Raw genomic sequence first — 19,389 nt, 5'->3', positions numbered from 1 at the left:
TTGAGGCATCTCCTGAAAAAGCTTGTACGCAGATGACCGTATGGTGGGCGATTAAGTGAAGGCTCTTCTCGCAAATCTGAAGCAGCTCGGCCTTCCACGGCTGGCTGCTCTGGGGGGAGTGGGGGCGGCGCTGCTTGTGCTGCTCGGAGTTCTGGTTATGCACGGGGCAAATTCCACGACCGGACTGCTCTATCGAGATCTGGACCCCAGAGAAGCTGGTGAAATCGTAGATCAGCTTGCTAAGGCCCATATTGCGTATCGCCTGCAGGATCAGGGGGCGACGATCATGGTCCCTGATGACGAGGTGGCAAAAGCACGCCTTCTTCTTGCGAAAAGTGGCCTGCCGTCCGGCGGTTCGGTCGGATACGAGATTTTCGATAAGGGAAACAGTTTTACAGCCACGCAGTTTGAGCAAACGATCAACGAGACGCGTGCGCTGGAAGGTGAATTGGAGCGATCCATCCGGTTGATCCACGGTGTTCGCAATGCTCGTGTTCATCTTGTTCTGCGGCACAGAGAGCTTTTCTCTACGAATGAGCAGGGCGCCCAGGCAAGTGTGCTTCTTTCAATGGAAGGCGGCCGCCGTTTGGATGAGGAAAGTATTGCGGCGGTCGTTAACCTGGTTTCTGCGGCGGTACCGGGTTTGGAGGCGCAGAATATCTCACTCGTAGACAATCGCGGGCATGTCCTGCTGCGCCAGGGCGCGGGAAGCGTCGATGGTAATCAAACGGCAGAAATGCAACGGCAGGCGCTGGAACAACGCATCTCCCGTGAAGTTGAGGACATGTTGGGAGCTTCTGTCGGCATAGGGCGTGTGCGGGTGGAAGCGACCGTGGCGATGAATAATGATCATGTGCGGGAAACTCAGGAAAGTTACGACCCTGACCAGCAGGTTCTTCGCTCTCAGCAAACCAAGAATGATAAAAGTATAAACACACAAGGAACAGCGAATACGACGGTCGGAAACAATCTGCCGAATGCTAATGCTGGTCAGCCGCAGAACGGAAGTCAAAGCAGCAGGCAGGAACAAACGGATAATTACGAGATTGGTAAAAAGATTCGGACCCTGGTGCAGGATCAGCCACGCATTTCTCGTATCAGTGTTGCTGTCATGGTTGATGGAGCCATGCAGACGGACGTGAAAGGTCAACATGTCTGGCAGCCACGAAATACTCAGGAGCTGGAAAGGCTAACGGCTCTGACCAAGACTGCCATTGGGTTCGATCAGGCTCGTGGCGATGTTGTTACCGTAATGTCTATGCAGTTTTCGGATATCGAAGCGACAATGCCCGCGCCCCAACAGACGTTTCTGAAGGGAATTTTGAGCCGCTCAAATGAAATGGAAGCTGCGCGTTTCGGTATTTTTGCTCTGTGCCTATCGATGGTGCTTTTCTTTGTCGTGCGCCCCTTGTTGCGTCCCCCTGGGGGCGGGCTTTCGGCCGGGCAGCTTCTATCTGAAGCAAGAAGTGGCGGAACTCCTCTGCCTGAGTCGGGGGGCACACTGGCGACTGAGGCGGGGAACCCGACAGCTCTTTTGGCTGCTCCATATGATGCCACAGTGCCTCTAACAGAGAGTGACGAAGAGACGGTGGCCGTGAATGGCGTTTCCGGCCGTATTCGAGCGTCCTCTGTTCAGCGGGTGGTAGACCTCGTGGAAACGCATCCTACGGAAAGTATTGCACTGATGCGCAGTTGGCTGATGCCGAGACAGGAGGGGCACTAACAATGATTGGACTGGAAAAATCTGTCACGGGTGCGCAGAAGTCCGCCATTCTGATGATGGCATTAGGAGAAGATAATTGTGCGCGCCTGTTTGAGCAGATGCACGAAGAAGAAATTCGAGAAATTTCTGCCGCGATGTCTCAGCTTGGAATGGTCTCTGCAGAAACTGTCGAAAGCGTCTGTCACGAATTCAGCCGGAGCCTCGGGTCTTCAGAAGTTTTGATTGGCGATATCGAAACAACAGAACGATTGCTCAAAAATACGCTCCCCGCCGGGCGAGCAGCAGCTATCATGGAAGAAATTCGTGGTCCTGCCGGGCGAACTATGTGGGATAAACTTGGAAACGTCTCAGAGGCAGTGCTCGCTAACTATTTAAAAAATGAATACCCGCAAACGGTTGCAGTTATTCTTAGCCGGATCAAGGCGGCGCATTCGGCGAAAGTTCTCGCTTTGCTGCCTGAAGAATTTTCGCTGGATGTTATGACGCGGATGCTGAAAATGGAAAATGTGCAAAAGGGTGTTTTGCACAGCGTGGAGCAGACATTAAGATCCGAGTTTGTCTCTAACCTTCCTCGTGGTTCGCATAGAGACAGCCACGAAGTTCTCGCAGACATCTTTAATAATTTTGATCGAAGACTTGAAGCACGCTTTATGACGGCCCTGGATGAGCGCAGTCATGATGATGCGGAGCGAATTAAAAGCCTCATGTTTACTTTCGAGGAATTGGCTCAGGTTCCTGTAGAGGGCCTTATGGTGTTGCTTAATCAGATTGCACGCGAAAGCTTGCCGATTGCTCTTAAGGGTGCAAGCGAGAAACTGCGAAGTGCATTTCTTGCGGCAATGTCTGAGCGTGCAGGGCGTATTCTTATAGATGAAGTTGAAGCATTAGGCCCTGTGCGCGTTAAGGACGTCGATGCGGCACAGAGTGATATTCTGCTTGTCGCCAAAGCTCTCCTTGATCGTGGGGAAATTGAACTTCTGGATCAAGAACAGGCCGCGAATGAGATGCTCGTATGAGTATTCCTGATTTCGACCGCCGCGATCAGGTCTCCAAAGTTCTTTACGCTGAAGATTTTGACGTCCCGGTTTTGTCTCCAGTCGAACCGGAACCAGTCTCAAATCTGTCTTCTGGGGAAATAACTACACCTGAACTCTACACTGCCGAAGATTTAGATTTTGCCTGTAGGCAGGAAAAAGAACGAGTGTCTGCACTCGAAAGAAATTTTTATGAAAAAGAAAAATCTGAGTGGAAGAACTGTATTGAGAATAATTCTTTAAATATTATAAAAAAAATTTCTGATCAGATGGATCAATCTGCACAGCAAGAAGCCGAAAATTCCTCGATCGCCATTTTTTCTCATCTAGCAAAAATTTTTCCATCCCTTTTGGAAAATTATGGCCCCAGAGAACGGGATGTATTGATTGATAAAATCATGCCAACCCTCAGAGAGGCTGCGCGCATCAGAATAGAAGCTAAATCTCAGGAAATTCAGCATTTATTAACGTTGTGTGAGCGAGAAGGAGTGGAAGTGATTGATTGTCGTGCAGATGACACTTTGGCTTGGGGAGATTTTCGAATTTTTTGGGCGACGGGAAAGGCTTGCCGAGAGGCGGGAACCTTGGTGCAGGAAATTTTGAAAATATTTTCTCTGGATAAAGTTTTACCTGCAGTGAGCGCGGAATAATTGAAATGACTGATACACAGAATAATTTCGATCTTGATGACGTCGAAGCAGTATCGGCGCAGTCTGTAGAGCCGCCTCGCTTCGCTCATGATCTCGAAGCGATCTATGATATTCCTGTAACGGTCAGTGCCGTTCTGGGACGTGCAAATATGCAGGTGAGCCAGCTATTACGCTTGGGGCGTGGGGCTGTTGTGGAGCTTGATCGAAAAGTCGGTGATTCGATCGACATTCTCGTAAATAATCGTCTGATAGCTCGTGGTGAAGTCGTGATGGTTGATGAGAATAGACTTGGTGTAACCATGACGGAAATTATTAAATCTGGAAAAGTTAAAAACTGAAAAATTCCCTAATATTTAACCTTTTGGTTATATTTTCTCTCAAGATAAAAATTTAATCAGGTAAGACTACTATTATGAACACATCAGAAGGGGTTCTTTCTTCCTTTGTGAAAAAGACCTCTCTCTCTGGTTATTTTCAGAAAATGCCCTTGCCGGCCTGGTTGCAAGGAGGGCAGCGTTGGCTGCCCGGAACGGATGTCGGATTGGCACTGGCTGTTGCCGGATTGCTTTCAGTTCTCGTCTTGCCGTTACCGACATTCATTCTGGATGTCGGGTTGGCCCTCTCAGTCACGGCATCCGTACTTGTCCTGATGGTCGCTTTGTTTTTAACGCGACCACTCGATTTCACCTCTTTCCCGACATTGCTGCTCCTCACAACATTGCTCCGTCTGTCGTTGGAGGTTGCGACCACCAGACTTATTCTTAGTCACGGTTATGAGGGGATGTATGCAGCTGGCCATGTCGTAGCTGCCTTCGGAGGTTTTCTGATGGGAGGTGACGTCGTAATCGGCGCGATCCTGTTTGCAATCCTTCTGGTTGTGAATTTTATGGTGATCACAAAGGGGTCAGGGCGTATAGCCGAAGTGGCAGCACGCTTTTCGCTGGATGCCATGCCTGGAAAGCAGATGGCGATTGATGCTGAACTGTCTTCTGGCGCCATCAGTGACAAAATTGCGCGGCAGCGCCGTAAAGAACTCCAGGAAGAAAGTGGGTTCTATGGAGCGATGGATGGTGCGGCCAAGTTCGTCCGTGGAGATGCAATCGCGAGTTTGATCATTACGGCCATCAATATCGTCGGAGGGTTAGCCATCGGCATCGGGCGTCATGGGATGTCTGTGGCGGATGCTGCATCTGCTTTTACGACTTTGACGATCGGCGATGGCCTGGTTTCGCAAATTCCTGCTCTGCTTGTCTCTACGGCCTCGGGTATTGTGGTGACCAAGGGAGGGACTGAAGGTGCGGCGGACGTAGCTTTGGTGCGGCAACTTGGCGGCAACCCCAAACCGCTTGCTTTGGCAGCTGGCTCTGCGGCTGTCCTGTCATTAATGCCTGGTTTGCCGACGCTTCCCTTTCTTGGTTTGGCAGCTCTTGCAGGAGGAGGAGCGTGGTTGCGACATCGCTCACCTGTTAAGGATCAGAATGCTGAAGAGGATGCTGTCAGCCTTCCTGAAAACACGCAGTCTGGTGAGCCCCCCATTACCGAAAGCCTCCGTGTAGATTTGCTACGTTTAGAGTTGGGCTTTAATTTGCTCTCAATTGCGAGCGGTGATGGTGCGCGGTTGACTGAGCAAATCAAGGTTCTCAGAAGAACAATTGCTGGAGAAATGGGATTTATTCTGCCTCCCGTCCGTATTCAGGACAATCTTCAGCTTTCTTCCGACGCGTATGCTGTAAAAATTAAAGAAATCGAAATTGGACATGGTGAAGTACGGATTAGTCGAATTTTGGCGATGAATCCAAAAGGAGGTTTGCCAGACTTGCAGGGTGAGGAAACGCGAGAGCCGGCATTTAATCTTCCAGCATTGTGGATCGATCAAAGTGAACGAGAGAATGCGATCATCAAGGGATACACAGTCGTTGATCCAGCAAGTGTTATTATTACGCACTTAACGGAGTTGGTTCGGGAAAACATGGCCGACCTCCTGTCTTACTCCGAGACACAGAAACTTCTGGATGACATGCCAAGAGATCAGCAGAAACTGATTGTCGATCTTATTCCGTCTCAAGTGTCAGTGAGTGTTGTTCAGAGAGTTCTACAAAGTCTTCTTGCGGAGCAGATTTCAATTCGTGATCTGTCGGGTATTTTAGAGGCGCTTCAGGAAGGCTGTGGGCAAGGTCTCAAATCTGTACTGGCGTTGACCTCACATGTTCGGACCCGTTTGGCGCGTCAGATAAGCTTCGCTGTTACCGGACCAAAGGGCTATATTCCTGTTTTGACACTAAGCCCCGATTGGGAAGTCGTGTTGTCAGAGAACATGATTGGTCCTGCAGATGATCGCCAGTTGGCGCTCCCGCCATCTCGCCTGAACGAACTGGTAGGCAAGCTGAGGCAGGCTCTGGATGTAGCTTTGGGGCAGGGTGAAAACCCGGTTATTCTTGTCGCCGGGGGGATGCGTCGTCCTATACGAATGATTGTGGAACGCATTCGCCCAGTGACCATGGTTCTATCGCAAACAGAAATTTCTACTCGCGCAAAGATACGGACCGTTGGGGTGATTCAGTAAGAGCCCAAGAGAGTGCATGGCTCTCGTGTGTTGCAAGCTGCCATCTGAGTCTAAAGTGTTCGGGCTTACCTCGGACTTTATGATCGCTTATGGTCTTTGGTCATTGCTAAAGGGAATGTACCGACCATGCGTGTTGCACTGATCCAGATGGCTCCTTCGGCTGACCGGGATGCAAATATTGCTCAGGCTCAGCATCTCGTGGCGGATGCAGTAAAAGCCGAAAATCCTGTTTTGGTGGTTTTGCCAGAGGTGTGGAGTTGCCTGGGCGGGACGGCTGAGACCAAGCATGCCAGCGCTGAGCAACTCCCTGCTCCAGGAGAGTCTGGCGGCCCGTTGTATGAGGCTTTGCGCGCAATGGCGAAAGAGCATGGCATTTGGGTGCATGGTGGCTCAATCGGAGAAACCGTCTCGGGTGAGGGGAAAGACAAGTTGGCGAATACATCGCTGATTTTTGACCCTCACGGCAATGAATGCGGACGCTACAGGAAAATTCACCTTTTTGATGTGGTCACGCCGAATGGGGATGGTTATCGGGAGAGTGATAACTATGTGCCAGGTGACAGCGTAGAGGTTGTAGATATTTCAGGGGTCCCGACGGGTCTCGCCATTTGTTACGATTTGCGTTTTGCTGAGCTGTTTCTTGCATTGCGGGCCGCAGATGTGGCGATGATCATCTTGCCTGCTGCGTTTACACAGCAGACAGGGGAGGCTCATTGGGAAATCCTGATCCGGGCACGTGCGATAGAAACGCAGGCTTGGGTCATTGCCTGTGGGACAGCCGGTTGGCATACGGATGCTGCTGGAAACGAGCGTCAGACATATGGTCACTCCATGATTGTGAATCCATGGGGCGAGGTTGTTCTGAAACTGGGGGGCGAAGCCGCTTGGGGAACTGCCGATCTTGATGTCGATCAGGTGCGTCAGGTGCGTGAACGTATGCCTATTCAGGCAAATAGGCAGCTGATCTGACCGGTATGAAAATTGCTTTTGTAGCGGCGTCAACAGACGCCGCCCAGGATGCACTCGAAGTTCTGGTCGCTCGCTATGGGAACGTTCCGCTCGAAAGCGCTGATGTGGCTGTCAGTCTGGGGGGCGACGGCTTCATGCTCGAAACGCTTCATCGTGTTCTTGGCCTTGAGTTGGCCGTGTACGGTATGAATTACGGAACCATCGGGTTCCTTATGAACACGCCCAATGAAGATGATCTACCGGAACGCCTGTTAAATGCGCAGCCTTCCTTGCTGCATCCGCTGCATATGACAGCGAGGACAGTTAATGGAGAGGTGTCTGAAGCGCGGGCGTTTAATGACGTGTTCCTCTTTCGCCAGACACGCCAGACATCCCGTATTCGTATTGAGGTTGATGGCAGGACAAGGCTGGAAGAGTTGATTTGTGACGGGGTCATTGTTGCGACCCCTGCGGGATCGACGGCGTACAATCTTTCCGCGCATGGCCCCATCGTGCCCCTGAGTGCGAACATCTTACCGTTGACGCCAATTTCTGCTTTTCGTCCCAGGCGCTGGCGGGGCGCTCTCCTGCCATCAACGGCCGTAGTCAGACTGACATTGATGGACACAGACAAGCGACCCACGGCGGCAGTCGCAGATTTCAAGGAAATCCGTGATGTGGCTGAGGTGATTGTCAAAGAGGACCGCAAGCTGCATGCCACGGTCCTCTTCGATCCAGATCACGGCTTGTCCGAGCGTATTATCGCTGAACAGTTTCTGGAGTAGCTGTTTTACAGGATGGGTGTCAGTAACGGCTTACCGTCAAAGTGCGCGATGAGATTGTCGACCATCAGGTTGCCCATAATGGTCCGCGTTTCTACGGTTGCCGATGCCTGATGAGCTTGCAGGACCGTATTATCAAGCTTGAAGAACTCAGGATTGATGTTTGGTTCATTCTGGAACACATCCAATCCCGCGCCTGCAATCCGCTTTTCTTGCAAAGCTGACAGCAAAGCTGCCTCATCTACAACCGATCCGCGAGCAATGTTGATGAGGACGCCGTCTGGCCCGAGAGCTTCAAGAATTTCCGCATCAACCATATTGGCTGATCGAGGGCCTCCCGAGACTGCCAGAACGAGAATATCGCTCCACTCAGCCAGTTTCTTAAGATCACTTTCGAAGCGTACGGCGCTTTCAGGACGTGGCTTGGAATTGAAATAGGCCAGTTCCATACCGAATGCTGCTGCACGGTGGGCAATCGCTTGCCCTATCTGGCCAAAACCTGCGATGCCCATCCGCTTTCCAGTCACGCTGCGGGACAGGGGCAGCGAATTTTTTGCCCACTCGCCGGAACGAACCAAGCGGTCATTCAAGACCGTGTCACGCATGACTGATAGCGTCAGGACAATGGCCATGTCTGCAACATCATCGGTAAGGGTGCCGAGCGTTGTTGCAACACCAATTTTGCGGCGGCGTGCTTCGTCAAGGTCGATCTGATCTGTCCCGACGCCGTTGACGGCGATGACTTCTAACGCAGGAAGCGCGTCCATGAGGGGGCGCGGAAGTCCTGAACCGCCGCCAGTGGCCACCCCCCGGACTTTATCTGCGATTGACTTGAGCTGATCGAGGTCACTGTATGTGTGCAGGTTAAAATGCTCTGCAAGTCGCGCGACGATCCCGGCTGGAAAGGGGTCGATCATGAGCAGGTCAGGTTTGATAGACAAGTCGGTTCTCCTGTTGATCAGTGACGGGAGGGAAGAGTGTCGAGCTCTTTGTCCGCAAGGGCACGGCAGGCGTGTTCAACGTCGTTCCAGGTGATCGTAAAGCCGCTTTCTGGGCCATAATAAGGATCATCGACGTCTTCACCCTCTCGGCCAGGAATATGGTCGAGCATAAGGGAGAGGCGCGCTCTACTGTCCGAGGGCTGCATATTTTGCAGGTGGGTCAGATGTGAGTGATCGAGCGCAATGATGTGGTCAAAACGGTAAAAATCATCTTCGCAGATGAGGCGTGATCTAAGTGCGGAAGCGTCCAGCCCGTGTTGGCTTGCTACCTTGCAGGCTCTTGGATCTGGTGGATATCCGAGGTGCCAATGTCCAATAGCAGCTGAATCAATATCGAGTTCAAGTTCTCGCCTTTCAGCCTCTCGACGCATGGCAAGTTCAGCGAGTGGAGAGCGGCAGATATTGCCAGTGCAGACAAAGAGGAAGCTATTTAAGCGCCGGTTAGCCATATGAAAAATGCCATTGTTGCAATGGAAGTCAGTGTTCCGAAAAACAGGACGGAAGCGATTTCGCGTTCCAGAACGTGATACCGCATTGCCAGAATAACGTTGATGGAGGCACTTGGGATTGCCATCGTCAACACACTTTCCTGAAGGGCCTGCGGGGGAAGGTGCCACGCTCGAGCCAGAGCATAGATTATTCCCGGAATGACAATGTTGCGGATCCCCACAATCGTGCCCACCAGAGGACTAAAACGAACCTGCCGCGTAAAAAGGACGACGCCTGATGCGAACAGAGCTGCTCCTCCCGTCGTATGGCCGAGCAGAAGAAAAGATCCCTTTAGGAATACGGGCAGGAAAGCGCCAGCACTGACCAGTACAAGAGCTAACAGGGGCACCCAGACCACGGGCTCACGGCACGAATGAAGAAGATGCCCTACCAGTTCACGAAGTTCGTTGCGTCTTTCCGTCGTAGTATCGCGGGCCTGTCTGTTTCCGTGATCGTGTCCCATCAGAATAAGGGTTATGGGCAGCTGGATCAGGTTCATCGCTAGGGCGGCGATTGAAATCGGCACACCGCTGGCAGCCCCGAAAATCTGCCCTAAAACTGGGATACCAATAAACGGGACCGAGGGACCGGTGATTGTCATGGCAATGATGGCGGCTTCGCTCAGTCGGCGCTTCAGTGCAAAACGGAACACGCTGAAAACGGCAGCATATCCGCCCACCATTGCCAAAAGTATGAGCGCCGCTACCGGGCCAGCAGATAGAACCTGAGCTTTCGGCGTGCTCAGAATGGAGACGAAGAGTTCGAGCGGAAGGGCATAAAGCATGACCAGTCGCGTCAGAACGCCTGCCTGCTGGGCATCGAAATCTTTACGGTATGCGGCGAAATAGCCGAAGCCCAGTGTGACCAGAATGGGCAAAATAGCCTGGATGATCGTGAGCAGCAGGTTGGGCGAAGAAGTCATGAGATGCTCATAGAAAGGCAGAAGTTCCAGGTGTCGCTATTCTCTTTCGTAATGACATCGTTATCATCCGTCCATCCCTGCCGCTGGAAGCGATTGACCAAAAAGAGCGGGTGATGTCTTTGTAGAATGCTTTTGCTTCAATTCTCACTCTGGGCGAACCATGCAATCCATCTTTGACACCTTGCTCAGTTTCATTCTGATGCTGCTGGGCTTTATTGTCGCGGCCGTAGCTTTTGTGGAAGTCGCTGCGCGTGCCGTATTGAGTAGCATCGGGATACATGGGCAGTTTCAGACGGTTCTTCTTCTTTGTCTGTTATGCGCTCTAATTGTTGTGGCATTTCGTATTTTTGGACGCTTATTAGCGGTGCTTCTGACCGCTGCCTTTGTCGTGTATCTGTTGCACGCGTTGTTAGGTGTTCCTCATAATATTCCCGTCAGGGAAAACTCCTCGGAGAAGGCTATTACTCTGTAAGTATATGTTTTCCGTTATGGGAATAAATTTTTTACTATAAATGTATTTATCTCATTTTCTGAAAATATTTCTCTACAAAGGTGCGGTTGTTTTTCTTTGGTGATGGATTCTTATCTGAATTTATTTTTAAAAAATGGCGGTTTGGGGCGTACCACTTGCAAGAAATTGCTGAGCATTGAGCCATAATCCTTGAAGAATGTGGTATCTCCCCGTCGCTAGGGGGCGCTTCCAAAGCATAGCCGAGGCCAGGGGCGGAAGTCTGGAGCGTTATTTCCCGTAGCCGCTAAGGTGCCAAGGGCGCACCAAGGAGGATGGGAACCCATTTCCCCTGGGAATAGATCACTGGCTGTGCACTGCCCCCGGCACAGTCTGAACATAGGGCCATGCCGCCCTCCACGCCTTTCACCTTCGAAAGAAGTATTGATTTTGTATAAGGCTGCATGAACAACAGGCCGCCATATGTAGTGGCGGCTGTTGCATCCCCAATTGAGATATTATGGGTGATAGGATCTGCGTTGACATATGCGAGACGGGCATAGGATGCGGGTGCAGTTTTTGTTGCGGGCACTGAGCTTCCCAGAACAAGGGATTTGGCTTGCAGTGTTGTTTTTACCGTGGCTAAGCCATTGATATAAAATGCGCCATTGGGAGGCGTTACCGACGTCATCGCTTCATTTGTAGTACTGCTGAGGTTCACTGTTGTCGGAGAACCCACAGAAGCATTGTAAATATTGTTATTGCCGTTCCAGCCACCAAAAATACTGATCGCACCAGATTGCCAGCAGTTATTATTAGATATTGTAGTCTGGGATACTGTATCTGCCGGGGTGGTGATAATCATGCAGGTGCCATGCCAGATGCCAGACGTCTGATTTCCAGTCACAATTGAACCGTCTGACACGTATAATTGGTAGACAGGTGTTGTCTGGGTTGGTTGTCCACCCAGAGAATTCGCACCATTGTCCGTAATCACGGAATATACGCTCGAAGCCGTCGCGCTACCGATTGAGTAGCCGATAAAAGACCGGTTAGCTGCGGCCTGCAGGTTATTTCGTGAGACGATATTTAAGCCGCCCTGAATCCAGATACCGCCATATTTCACATTCAGGCCGTTATCTACAATCTCCATACCTTCGGATCCAGTATGATCTGCTGGAGCCATGTACACCCCGTACCCGAATGTCAGGAACCTGTTTCGAGAAACGAAGATGCCTTGGACATGATCGTGAATACGCACGGCGACCGACCCCTGCGTATAAACGCCTTGAACGCTGTTATCGTAGACATCAGAGTCAGATGAGTACTGGTCTGCGCCAGTTGTTCCTACTGCTTTCGCCACGCCCGTGAACTCGGTGAAAGCCCGAGAAAACGAGCCGTAGTTTCTATAGATACTGAAATGGCCGACATTCTGTCCGTAGAATAAGGACCCTGCTCCCGCAGACACAACAGAAGCATTTGGGTAACGTGGGTCTTTGTTAGGAACCGACATGCCGTGAATGCTGGACTGGAAATATCCAAAAAATTCTTTCGCGTTCTGGACGGTCACGAATTTTGCTTTTCCGGCCGTATCAAAAAATACGCCATCATGAATGTTGAAGCCGGACATCTTGGGAACATTTGATCCATCGAAGACCAGAAAATCTGATCCGGTCGTCGTCACAACGCCTCCGCTGTTGAAATTAATATCAACAATATTGCCTGATCCGGTTGAAATGCGGATTGGTGCGTTATTGACGCAAAGCCGACCCGCCGGGAACGTCAGTGAATTGCCGGTGGCCATAACATAGGCAAAAGCGGTCGAGAGCGCGACATGATCATCAATGGCGGCGTTACATTTGGCGCCGAAATCCAGAGGGCTGAGAATGCGTCCCAGATGATCGGCAAGTGTATGCGCTGTCGGAGCTCCGATCGCTCGTGCCACGGAAGTGGTGACGTCAAGACCTGAGGCTGAACCGCCCTGAATGCTGGGATTTCGCATCCGCCCGTTGACGGCATCAGACCTGACAGGATCTTCCGGATTTCCAGCTGGAGTATAAGATCGCCAGCTTGGCACGGCACTCACGGGATCGGCCACTGCATGCCTCGTGTAAGGCAGTAATAAGACGGCGATGAAAACTGTCCTCACGAGTTTCATGTCACAGGCTCTCCTCATGCCTCAATCGCTATTTTATAATGCAGGCTGATGTCACGTTTGATCGTCATAGTAGGCCAAACACATGTTTGTAACGTACTCGCACTTTTTGGGTCATTACATGTGGAGGGTCGGTCCCTTCACACAAGCATTTGCGTCAAAGTGGGTGTGTTTGAGATACGGTGCCGATACTAACCGGTCATCTGAGGTTAGTGGCACCGTGTGGTAAATTTGGCCTTAGGCCGCGGAAATTTCCAAGGTGAGTGGACAAGCGGCGTACTGAAAAAACTGGCGTCTTCAAAATCATTAGAGGTGAAGGAATGCGGACAATTTCTAACCGGCCCCATCTTAATGGCTTTCCGAAGTGATTCGATGCGAATGGAAAGTAAAAACCTAATAGTGACTAAAAGTTTGGCGATATTTTATCACTGTTTCAGAGATTTTTAGTGTGTAAATTCCTCTGAATAGGGGGGGTATGCAAAAATTATTAAATAAAAAATTTATTGGAAAATACGAAAATTATCGTGACTGTAAAGCGTAGGGAAAATGTAAAATATTACTCGGGAGTGGAGAAAGAGGGGCTTTGTGTGGTGTCCGCGAGAGGAATAGATTTCTCTAATAAAATCATAGTCTTGCGTTTTAATACAGCTCTAATGTCACCATATAAAATCAATGACTTAGAGGGAAATTGTAAAACAATGATCCTCTCAGTCTAAGGCGTTCCGCGTAACTTGCTGAAATTCCTAGCAAACAAAATTTCATTTCAGAATTCATTTGACGTGGCCCTTTTTGTTCTCTTTCTGTTCTCGATGAGCAGGAGGAGAACATGGCGTATCAAGGCGACCGCACCACGGGTTTTGCATCACCCGCAGCTGACAATATCGAGGGCACCATCGACCTGATGACGGCCGTTTTGGATCTGCGTCAGCCAAGCCGCTATCCCGTCCGCGTCGAAGGTGATGCCCTGGTCGGAAGAGGAATCAAGCATGGCGATATTCTTGTGGTCGATTCTGCCCTAGCCCCACGGGCGGGTGTCGTCGTAATCGCCAGCGTCGGAGATGAGTTGCGCGTTTGCGAGCTGACACAGCGTCCCGATGGATGGTGGCTTCGCCCATCAGGAGCTACTAAACCTGTCCAGGTCGATGATGACACCGACGTCTCAATCTGGGCTGTAGCGACCGGCTTGGTTCGCACACACGTCTGATGCGTGTCTTTGGTCTTATTGATGGCAATTCATTCTATTGCTCGTGCCAGCGTGCTTTCGAGCCGCGCCTGAAGCGCAAGCCAGTCGTGGTTCTTAGTAATAATGACGGCTGCGCCATAGCCAGAACACGCGAAGCTAAAATCCTTGGGATCAAGATGGGCGATCCCTGGCACTTCGCCCGCAAACGCCCTGAAGCTCGACCGGTCGTCTGGTACTCGTCCAATTATGCCCTTTATGCCGACATGTCCCGCCGGATGTACGAGGTTCTTCAGGCGCGCGTTCCTGCTGTAGAGCCCTATTCGATCGATGAAATGTTCCTCGATCTGACAAGCCTGCCAGGTGACTTGTATCAGCGCTGTAAGGATATCAGGGAAGCTGTCTGGCAAGAGGCAAAAATTCCCACCTGCGTCGGGTGGGGACCAACAAAGACGATCGCCAAGCTGGCGAATGGTTTGGCCAAGGATCACGCGCGCTTGGAAGGGCTATGTGACCTAACAGATCCGCATATCCGGGCGGAATGGTACGCTGTCACCAGCATTGAAGAGGTCTGGGGGATTGGAAGGCAAACCGTAAAGAAACTGCAGTCGATAGGCGTCGAGACAGTGTCAGACTTTGTGTCACTGGACCCAAAATCAATCCGGAATCTGCTGACTGTCGTAGGGGCTCGCGTCCAGGCGGAACTGCGTGGACAGTCGTGCCTTGCGCTTTCGGATGTTTCGTCCAGTCGGAAAAGTATTGCCTCGACACGGACCTTTGGCCGCATGCTGACAGAATGGTCCGAGATCCGTGAATCCGTTGCTCATTACGCGGCCAGAGCGGCAGAAAAGCTTCGCGCCGAACATCTGGAGTCCGCTCACCTATCTGTTCTAATCCAAACCAATCCTCATAATGGCGACCCTTGGTACGCTAAGCATGTCGGTGCGGCGATTGAGCCTACGTCTGACACTCGGGATCTGATCCGACATGCCACGGAGCTTGCAGAAGCTGTTTGGCTTCCAACCTATCGCTATTTCAAAGCAGGCGTGATCCTGACTGACCTTAGACCGGCCGGTCAGCAATCTCAGCTTTTTTCAATACGAGAGCCGAAAGTCTCATCCGCTGCTATGGCTGCGATGGATGCGATCAATGCGCGATTTGGGGCGGGCATCATCCGCCCGTCTTCCACGGGACTGGGTCAGACTTGGCGTCCCAGGACATCATTGCTTTCTGCTCGCTACACAACCCGTCTCAGTGAAATTGTAAATGTGCGAAGTTGGTAGGTTTATAATGTCCGGTTCCTTCTCATGTCGGTCATTTAGCGCGTCGATTTGTTTTGCTAATCGTGGACATGAGACGTTGCTCTCTCCGTAACCCATTCGGGTTGAGAGCGGGATGCCTCCTGACGTGAGTGATATCTTGCCTCATAACAGGCATTCTAATCAGGTTCTGTGCCGCGTGCGTTCTGATCGTCTACGATATGTGGGCGTGGAAGCACGTTTCTGCGGCTCTCATTTCGGTCAGCAGCCTTGAAATTAGAAGATACCTGTTTGACTCAATGTTACGTTCATGACGTCACATGGGAGAATCGCTTGCGTATCAAACAGGTAGAAATCATCGGCCATCCGGGGATCGGTGATGTTGTCGTATCGTTCACGGATCCAGCAGGATCTAGCTACCCACTTATCGTGCTTGCTGGCGGCAACGGCATAGGCAAAACTGCGATTTTGGATGCAATCCAAAAGACTTTCGAGAGCGATGGAAATGCTCAGATCGGACGGGTCAGCTTGACGCTGGAAATTGAGCCGACGGATCTCGCGCGGTTTGTCGGGCCTACAAATGGCGCAATCTCGCCCGCCTCACCGGTAGTCAGCGCCAGCCTAAACTTCGACAATAGCATACCCAACCCTTGGCCTTATACCAATCTCGATTGGGTCACTCCCTCCGGTCCCGTAAGATCTCTGATCGATTCTCAGCATTCTCCGTGGAAAGGAGTATTCAAAAGCTTCCTCAGCGAGGCTGCGCTCGATTTTCGTGTTCAAACTTTGAGGAGCGTAACAACGCTAACGCTCGACGAACCAAATGCTACATCGCAAAGAAGTGGCCAAGATCTCGCCCAACGGATTGGCCAGCTTCTTGTTGATATTCGTGCTGCTGACGCGGAGGATTTGAGCGCATGGGTAGAGAGAAACCCAGGTGTGGCTCCGCCTCCCTCCGTCACGAACGTCCGCTTCGGACGTTTTGAGAAGGCGTTCAACGCGATGTTTCCATACAAACGCTTTCAGAAGATCGAGCGCAGCAACGGAGAAATACGCGTTGAATTTATAGAATTCGGTAGGACTAGCACGCTCAATACGCTGAGTACCGGTGAGAAGCAGATCGTTTTTCGAGCGGGCTTCCTCCTGCAGAACCTTCAGGCAGTTAGTGAGGGAATCGTACTAGTAGACGAACCCGAATTGAGTTTGCATCCTGAGTGGCAAGCTAGGATTGTTGATTTCTATGTGGCGCTTTTAAGCGACGCTCAAGGCAGACATCCTCAGATAATTTTCTCCACTCACTCGCCATTTATTGTTCATGGGGCAGCGGGCGCAAAGCCGATCATTTTAGAGAAGGATCCGGTTACAGGCAGGGTCACTGAGATGGCCGCGCCTCTTTACCCATCGTCCTCCGGATCTGAAGCCGTTCGCGCTTTCAACATCGAGGCATTCCTTCAAACGGCTGTACAGCCCTTGCTGATTCTGACGGAGGGAGAAACTGACGGCGAAATTTTGAATACTGCCTGGGACAAGCTAAGATCGGGGAAGCCACGCTTCTTCGAAACCAGAGCGGCGCTTGGAGATCGCAATATTTCCATAACGTTGAACGATCAGGAACTGTTCAACCGATTGGGATCGAGAATGATCGTTGGATTATTCGATTTTGATGGCGCGTTCAATCAGTGGAATGGGGTTTGGCGCCAAAACGCCAGGCCGCTCGTTTCTACAACGGAATCGGCTGGTTTGATCAAGCGACATACTGAAGGTTTGGGATGGGCGATGCTCTTACCGGTTCCATCCTACAGGGCGGATTATGCCAGTCGAAGCCTCAAAGGTAATTCGGCCCTATCGATCGAACTCCTTTTTAAAGACACGGACATACCAGCTGGCATGCTCGATGCTAAGCAAATGCCGCTCGGCGCACAGATTCCATATTTCAAAGACGACCAAAAGACGGCATTCGCCACGCATGTGAAAAGTCTTCCAGCATCGTCTTTCTCAGCTTTCGAGCCGCTGTTGGCTCGGTTGGAGGAAATCTATTCAGGCGCAATCTAGCAACGAATGTATGCATCGTAGTAGGCACGAAAGGTATCTCGTAGAAATATCTCTCCAAAAAAGTCTAACGTCCATAAGCTGATTTTGAATGAATAAGTCGAAGATCAGTTTTATGGCGCCTGTCTGCGAGCATCATCCGGCTACAATTGGGCAGGAGGACGTCGCGAAGATTGTTCAATATGAACCGTCCGGTCGACTAATTATTCTGCCCAATAGCCGATCCGCTTTCCCCCCCTTATCAACCATTACACGCTCGGACCTGATCACGCAGGCCGATGTAATCTCCTATCCAGCGGACTACCTGTATTTGTGTGTTTCCTTGAATCTCCCTGGCCAATTCTTTTTGGTCCGCGTTTGAATAAGAAACAATGGTGGGACAGGGCACATAGCGGACAGAGGTACAACCTGTCAGGGCGAGCCCGAGAACAATCCACTTCATGCGTTGCCTCTGTTTAATCTCGCCAAGATATCGCTCTCAGTTGCTGGTTTATCCGCTTCAGCCTCAGCCATGGCTGAAGCCCGATCGAGAGCGCCTTGCGCATCTTTCACGTCCTGGTCGGCCGTATCGGCTTTCTGCGATTTACCCCCGGCTTTATAGAGCCCGAGGGACGACGCCACGCCCACAAGGAGCATGACGCCCAGAATCACCAGATTGGCGGTACTCACTGGGCAGGCGCTTCCATCGCCGGCTGAACGGCCGGACCGGCAGCGATGACACGCTCCAGTTCCGTGGCACCTGCCAGCGTTTTAGTCAGAGCAGCATCGAAAGCCGTGATATCGATATGCTCGGCCAGCTTCGACATAGAGGCCGCCAGAACCCCCTGAAGTACGAGACCGCCGACGCTGATGCCCTGCTGGACCGAGGGTGTGTCAGCCTTGCCCAGAGACTGGTTCACAAGACCTTCAAGGGCGGTAACAGAACTAAAAGCCATTGGTGCTTCTTCCATAAAAAAAGCCGCCTCAATGGGCGGCATTGCATCCGACGGTCTGACAGCTGGGGTGCTGCCTCCTTCGGAGATCTGAGGAATGAGGATAATCGAGCCAGGACCGGCAGAAGGGTTCATTCAGGTCGGCGCTTTGGGCTTTCCCTTGCTGTCGAGGATCTGCACACCACTGTCCGCGCCAGCCTTTTTTAGAAGCGGCGCTTCAGCCCGTGTCGTCAGAACGGCCGTCATGCCGATCTTATAAATGGCAGATGCGTATTTCTGCTCAAACGCCAGAATACTCATGATCTGGTAAAGGCGTGTCCACCTCGAACCGGGATCCGGCGGTGCAATTCTGGAGCGAAGATATCCGCAGACATTCAAGAGGATTGATATGCCCACCAAGATCAAACCGACGCAAAAGAGATAAGCTGGAGGAACAAACCTCAGCAATGAAGCAAGATCCACAACTGTGTCTCCACATATGGAAAAACCGCCCCTCTGGGACGGCTTTTGATAAGAGCGATGAAAATTTAAGATGCTCGCAGAGCAGGGTTGCCAGCTGCGACTATGGCGCCAAAGGCGTACCCAGGAGGACAGGAACCCATTGCCCCCCAGAATAGATTACTGGCTGCGCGTTCCCCCCGGCACAGTCTGAACACAGAGCCATGCCGCCCTCCGCCCCCTTCACCTTCGATAGAAGCGTCGATTTTGTATAAGCCTGCATAAGCAACTGGCCGCCGTATGTGTTAGCGGCTGTTGCATCGCCGATCAGGATATTATGGGTCGCCGGATCAGAGTTGAAATATGCAAGATTGGTGTAGGATGCAGGGGCATCTGCTGTTGCCGGAACCGACGTTCCGAGGACAAGAGAGCTAGCCTGTAATGTCGTTTTTACGACAGCTAGACCATTGATATAAAAGACGCCCTTAGGCGGCGTAACCGAAGTCAATGCCTCATTTGAAATATTACTGAGGTTGACCGTTGTGGAAGAACCTACATACGTATTGTAAACATTATTACTACCATTCCAGCTGCCAGAAATACTGATCGCACCAGATTGCCAGCAGTTGTTATTGGATATTGTGCTTTGAGACACCGTATCTGTAGGAGAAACTATCGTCATACAGCTCCCATGCCAGATGCCGGACGTCTGATTTCCTGTGACCACAGATCCGTCAGAAACATATAACTGATATACAGGAGTGGTCTGGGAGGACGAGCCACCGAGTGAGTTTGCGCCGTTATCCGTGAATGTGG

General features: G+C 51.3%; 19 protein-coding genes. 10 read left to right on the top strand and 9 right to left on the bottom strand.

What is annotated here, in order from left to right; genetic code table 11:
* The first annotated feature begins 55 nt into the window (after positions 1-55).
* The 7 genes from fliF (at position 56) to R5H23_RS12580 (ending at position 7,703) form a co-directional block, all read left to right on the top strand.
* A complete protein-coding gene (gene fliF, locus R5H23_RS12610) occupies positions 56-1,723 on the top strand; it encodes a flagellar basal-body MS-ring/collar protein FliF (protein ID WP_317215628.1) in 1,668 nt (555 codons plus the stop codon).
* Positions 1,724-1,725: 2 nt separating this feature from the next.
* Positions 1,726-2,739, top strand: a complete 1,014-nt coding sequence (locus tag R5H23_RS12605; RefSeq protein ID WP_317215627.1) for a flagellar motor switch protein FliG — start codon at positions 1,726-1,728, stop codon at positions 2,737-2,739.
* Complete coding sequence (locus R5H23_RS12600) at positions 2,736-3,407, top strand: hypothetical protein (RefSeq protein ID WP_317215626.1); 672 nt, start codon at positions 2,736-2,738, stop codon at positions 3,405-3,407. The genes R5H23_RS12605 and R5H23_RS12600 overlap by 4 nt, the downstream gene beginning before the upstream one ends.
* A 5-nt stretch (positions 3,408-3,412) precedes the next feature.
* On the top strand, positions 3,413-3,745 hold the full coding sequence (gene fliN / locus R5H23_RS12595; RefSeq protein WP_099213153.1) for a flagellar motor switch protein FliN: 333 nt from the start codon (positions 3,413-3,415) through the stop codon (positions 3,743-3,745).
* A gap of 143 nt (positions 3,746-3,888) precedes the next feature.
* The gene (flhA, locus tag R5H23_RS12590; RefSeq protein WP_408874355.1) at positions 3,889-5,970 is read left to right on the top strand and encodes a flagellar biosynthesis protein FlhA; all 2,082 of its coding nucleotides are present in this window, start codon (positions 3,889-3,891) and stop codon (positions 5,968-5,970) included.
* A 126-nt stretch (positions 5,971-6,096) separates the two neighbouring features.
* Positions 6,097-6,939: a carbon-nitrogen hydrolase family protein gene (locus tag R5H23_RS12585; RefSeq protein ID WP_317215624.1), complete on the top strand. Its 843-nt coding sequence runs from the start codon at positions 6,097-6,099 to the stop codon at positions 6,937-6,939.
* Positions 6,940-6,944: 5 nt separating this feature from the next.
* Entirely contained in the window at positions 6,945-7,703 is a 759-nt protein-coding gene (locus tag R5H23_RS12580; protein ID WP_317215623.1) for an NAD kinase, read from the top strand.
* Positions 7,704-7,708: 5 nt separating this feature from the next.
* Here R5H23_RS12580 and R5H23_RS12575 read toward each other — a convergent pair whose 3' ends face one another.
* The 5 genes from R5H23_RS12575 to R5H23_RS12555 form a co-directional block, all read right to left on the bottom strand.
* Positions 7,709-8,641 carry a 2-hydroxyacid dehydrogenase gene (locus R5H23_RS12575; RefSeq protein WP_317215622.1) on the bottom strand — a complete coding sequence of 311 codons (933 nt, stop codon included), beginning with the start codon at positions 8,639-8,641 and terminating at the stop codon, positions 7,709-7,711.
* A gap of 17 nt (positions 8,642-8,658) precedes the next feature.
* Entirely contained in the window at positions 8,659-9,150 is a 492-nt protein-coding gene (locus R5H23_RS12570) for a low molecular weight protein-tyrosine-phosphatase (RefSeq protein WP_317215621.1), read from the bottom strand.
* Complete coding sequence (locus R5H23_RS12565; protein WP_211498509.1) at positions 9,132-10,112, bottom strand: AEC family transporter; 981 nt, start codon at positions 10,110-10,112, stop codon at positions 9,132-9,134. The genes R5H23_RS12570 and R5H23_RS12565 overlap by 19 nt, the downstream gene beginning before the upstream one ends.
* Before the next feature lie 7 nt (positions 10,113-10,119).
* The gene (locus R5H23_RS12560) at positions 10,120-10,392 is read right to left on the bottom strand and encodes a hypothetical protein (protein ID WP_317215619.1); all 273 of its coding nucleotides are present in this window, start codon (positions 10,390-10,392) and stop codon (positions 10,120-10,122) included.
* Positions 10,393-10,867: 475 nt separating this feature from the next.
* A complete protein-coding gene (locus R5H23_RS12555) occupies positions 10,868-12,658 on the bottom strand; it encodes a hypothetical protein (protein ID WP_317215618.1) in 1,791 nt (596 codons plus the stop codon).
* Between the two features lie 883 nt (positions 12,659-13,541).
* Between R5H23_RS12555 and R5H23_RS12550 the strand changes: the two genes are divergently transcribed.
* The 3 genes from R5H23_RS12550 to R5H23_RS12540 all read left to right on the top strand — a co-directional run bounded on the left by R5H23_RS12550 (position 13,542) and on the right by R5H23_RS12540 (position 17,206).
* Positions 13,542-13,919 carry a S24 family peptidase gene (locus tag R5H23_RS12550; protein WP_317215617.1) on the top strand — a complete coding sequence of 126 codons (378 nt, stop codon included), beginning with the start codon at positions 13,542-13,544 and terminating at the stop codon, positions 13,917-13,919.
* Entirely contained in the window at positions 13,919-15,178 is a 1,260-nt protein-coding gene (locus R5H23_RS12545) for a DUF4113 domain-containing protein (RefSeq protein ID WP_317215616.1), read from the top strand. The genes R5H23_RS12550 and R5H23_RS12545 overlap by 1 nt, the downstream gene beginning before the upstream one ends.
* Positions 15,179-15,487: 309 nt before the next feature.
* Positions 15,488-17,206, top strand: coding sequence for an ATP-binding protein (locus R5H23_RS12540; RefSeq protein WP_317215615.1), 1,719 nt, complete (start codon positions 15,488-15,490; stop codon positions 17,204-17,206).
* Positions 17,207-17,641: 435 nt separating this feature from the next.
* On the opposite strand, the gene R5H23_RS12535 is transcribed toward R5H23_RS12540, so the two are convergent.
* From R5H23_RS12535 to R5H23_RS12520, 4 genes are all read right to left on the bottom strand, one after another.
* Positions 17,642-17,872, bottom strand: coding sequence for a hypothetical protein (locus tag R5H23_RS12535; protein WP_317215614.1), 231 nt, complete (start codon positions 17,870-17,872; stop codon positions 17,642-17,644).
* A complete protein-coding gene (locus R5H23_RS12530; protein ID WP_317215613.1) occupies positions 17,869-18,138 on the bottom strand; it encodes a hypothetical protein in 270 nt (89 codons plus the stop codon). The genes R5H23_RS12535 and R5H23_RS12530 overlap by 4 nt, the downstream gene beginning before the upstream one ends.
* 132 nt (positions 18,139-18,270) lie before the next feature.
* Entirely contained in the window at positions 18,271-18,435 is a 165-nt protein-coding gene (locus R5H23_RS12525) for a hypothetical protein (RefSeq protein WP_317215612.1), read from the bottom strand.
* 262 nt (positions 18,436-18,697) lie between these two features.
* The coding region (locus tag R5H23_RS12520) for a hypothetical protein (RefSeq protein ID WP_317214621.1) at positions 18,698-19,389 on the bottom strand (692 nt) is incomplete at its 5' end.

It is taken from the genome of Gluconobacter sp. GP1 (assembly GCF_032913585.1).
In the GTDB taxonomy this organism is placed as follows: domain Bacteria; phylum Pseudomonadota; class Alphaproteobacteria; order Acetobacterales; family Acetobacteraceae; genus Gluconobacter; species Gluconobacter cerinus.
Note: the sequence above shows the minus strand (reverse complement) of the source record. Positions and strands in the feature narration are given on the sequence as shown.

Coding starts and splice junctions, on each gene's coding strand:
- R5H23_RS12545 (WP_317215616.1), top strand. CDS start 13,919: ATGCGTGTCTTTGGTCTTATTGATGGCAATTCATTCTATTGCTCGTGC.
- fliN (WP_099213153.1), top strand. CDS start 3,413: ATGACTGATACACAGAATAATTTCGATCTTGATGACGTCGAAGCAGTA.
- R5H23_RS12530 (WP_317215613.1), bottom strand. CDS start 18,138: ATGGCTTTTAGTTCTGTTACCGCCCTTGAAGGTCTTGTGAACCAGTCT.
- R5H23_RS12550 (WP_317215617.1), top strand. CDS start 13,542: ATGGCGTATCAAGGCGACCGCACCACGGGTTTTGCATCACCCGCAGCT.
- flhA (WP_408874355.1), top strand. CDS start 3,889: ATGCCCTTGCCGGCCTGGTTGCAAGGAGGGCAGCGTTGGCTGCCCGGA.
- R5H23_RS12565 (WP_211498509.1), bottom strand. CDS start 10,112: ATGACTTCTTCGCCCAACCTGCTGCTCACGATCATCCAGGCTATTTTG.
- R5H23_RS12570 (WP_317215621.1), bottom strand. CDS start 9,150: ATGGCTAACCGGCGCTTAAATAGCTTCCTCTTTGTCTGCACTGGCAAT.
- R5H23_RS12600 (WP_317215626.1), top strand. CDS start 2,736: ATGAGTATTCCTGATTTCGACCGCCGCGATCAGGTCTCCAAAGTTCTT.
- R5H23_RS12580 (WP_317215623.1), top strand. CDS start 6,945: ATGAAAATTGCTTTTGTAGCGGCGTCAACAGACGCCGCCCAGGATGCA.
- R5H23_RS12605 (WP_317215627.1), top strand. CDS start 1,726: ATGATTGGACTGGAAAAATCTGTCACGGGTGCGCAGAAGTCCGCCATT.
- R5H23_RS12560 (WP_317215619.1), bottom strand. CDS start 10,392: ATGTATCCCGATGCTACTCAATACGGCACGCGCAGCGACTTCCACAAA.
- R5H23_RS12525 (WP_317215612.1), bottom strand. CDS start 18,435: ATGAGTATTCTGGCGTTTGAGCAGAAATACGCATCTGCCATTTATAAG.
- R5H23_RS12585 (WP_317215624.1), top strand. CDS start 6,097: ATGCGTGTTGCACTGATCCAGATGGCTCCTTCGGCTGACCGGGATGCA.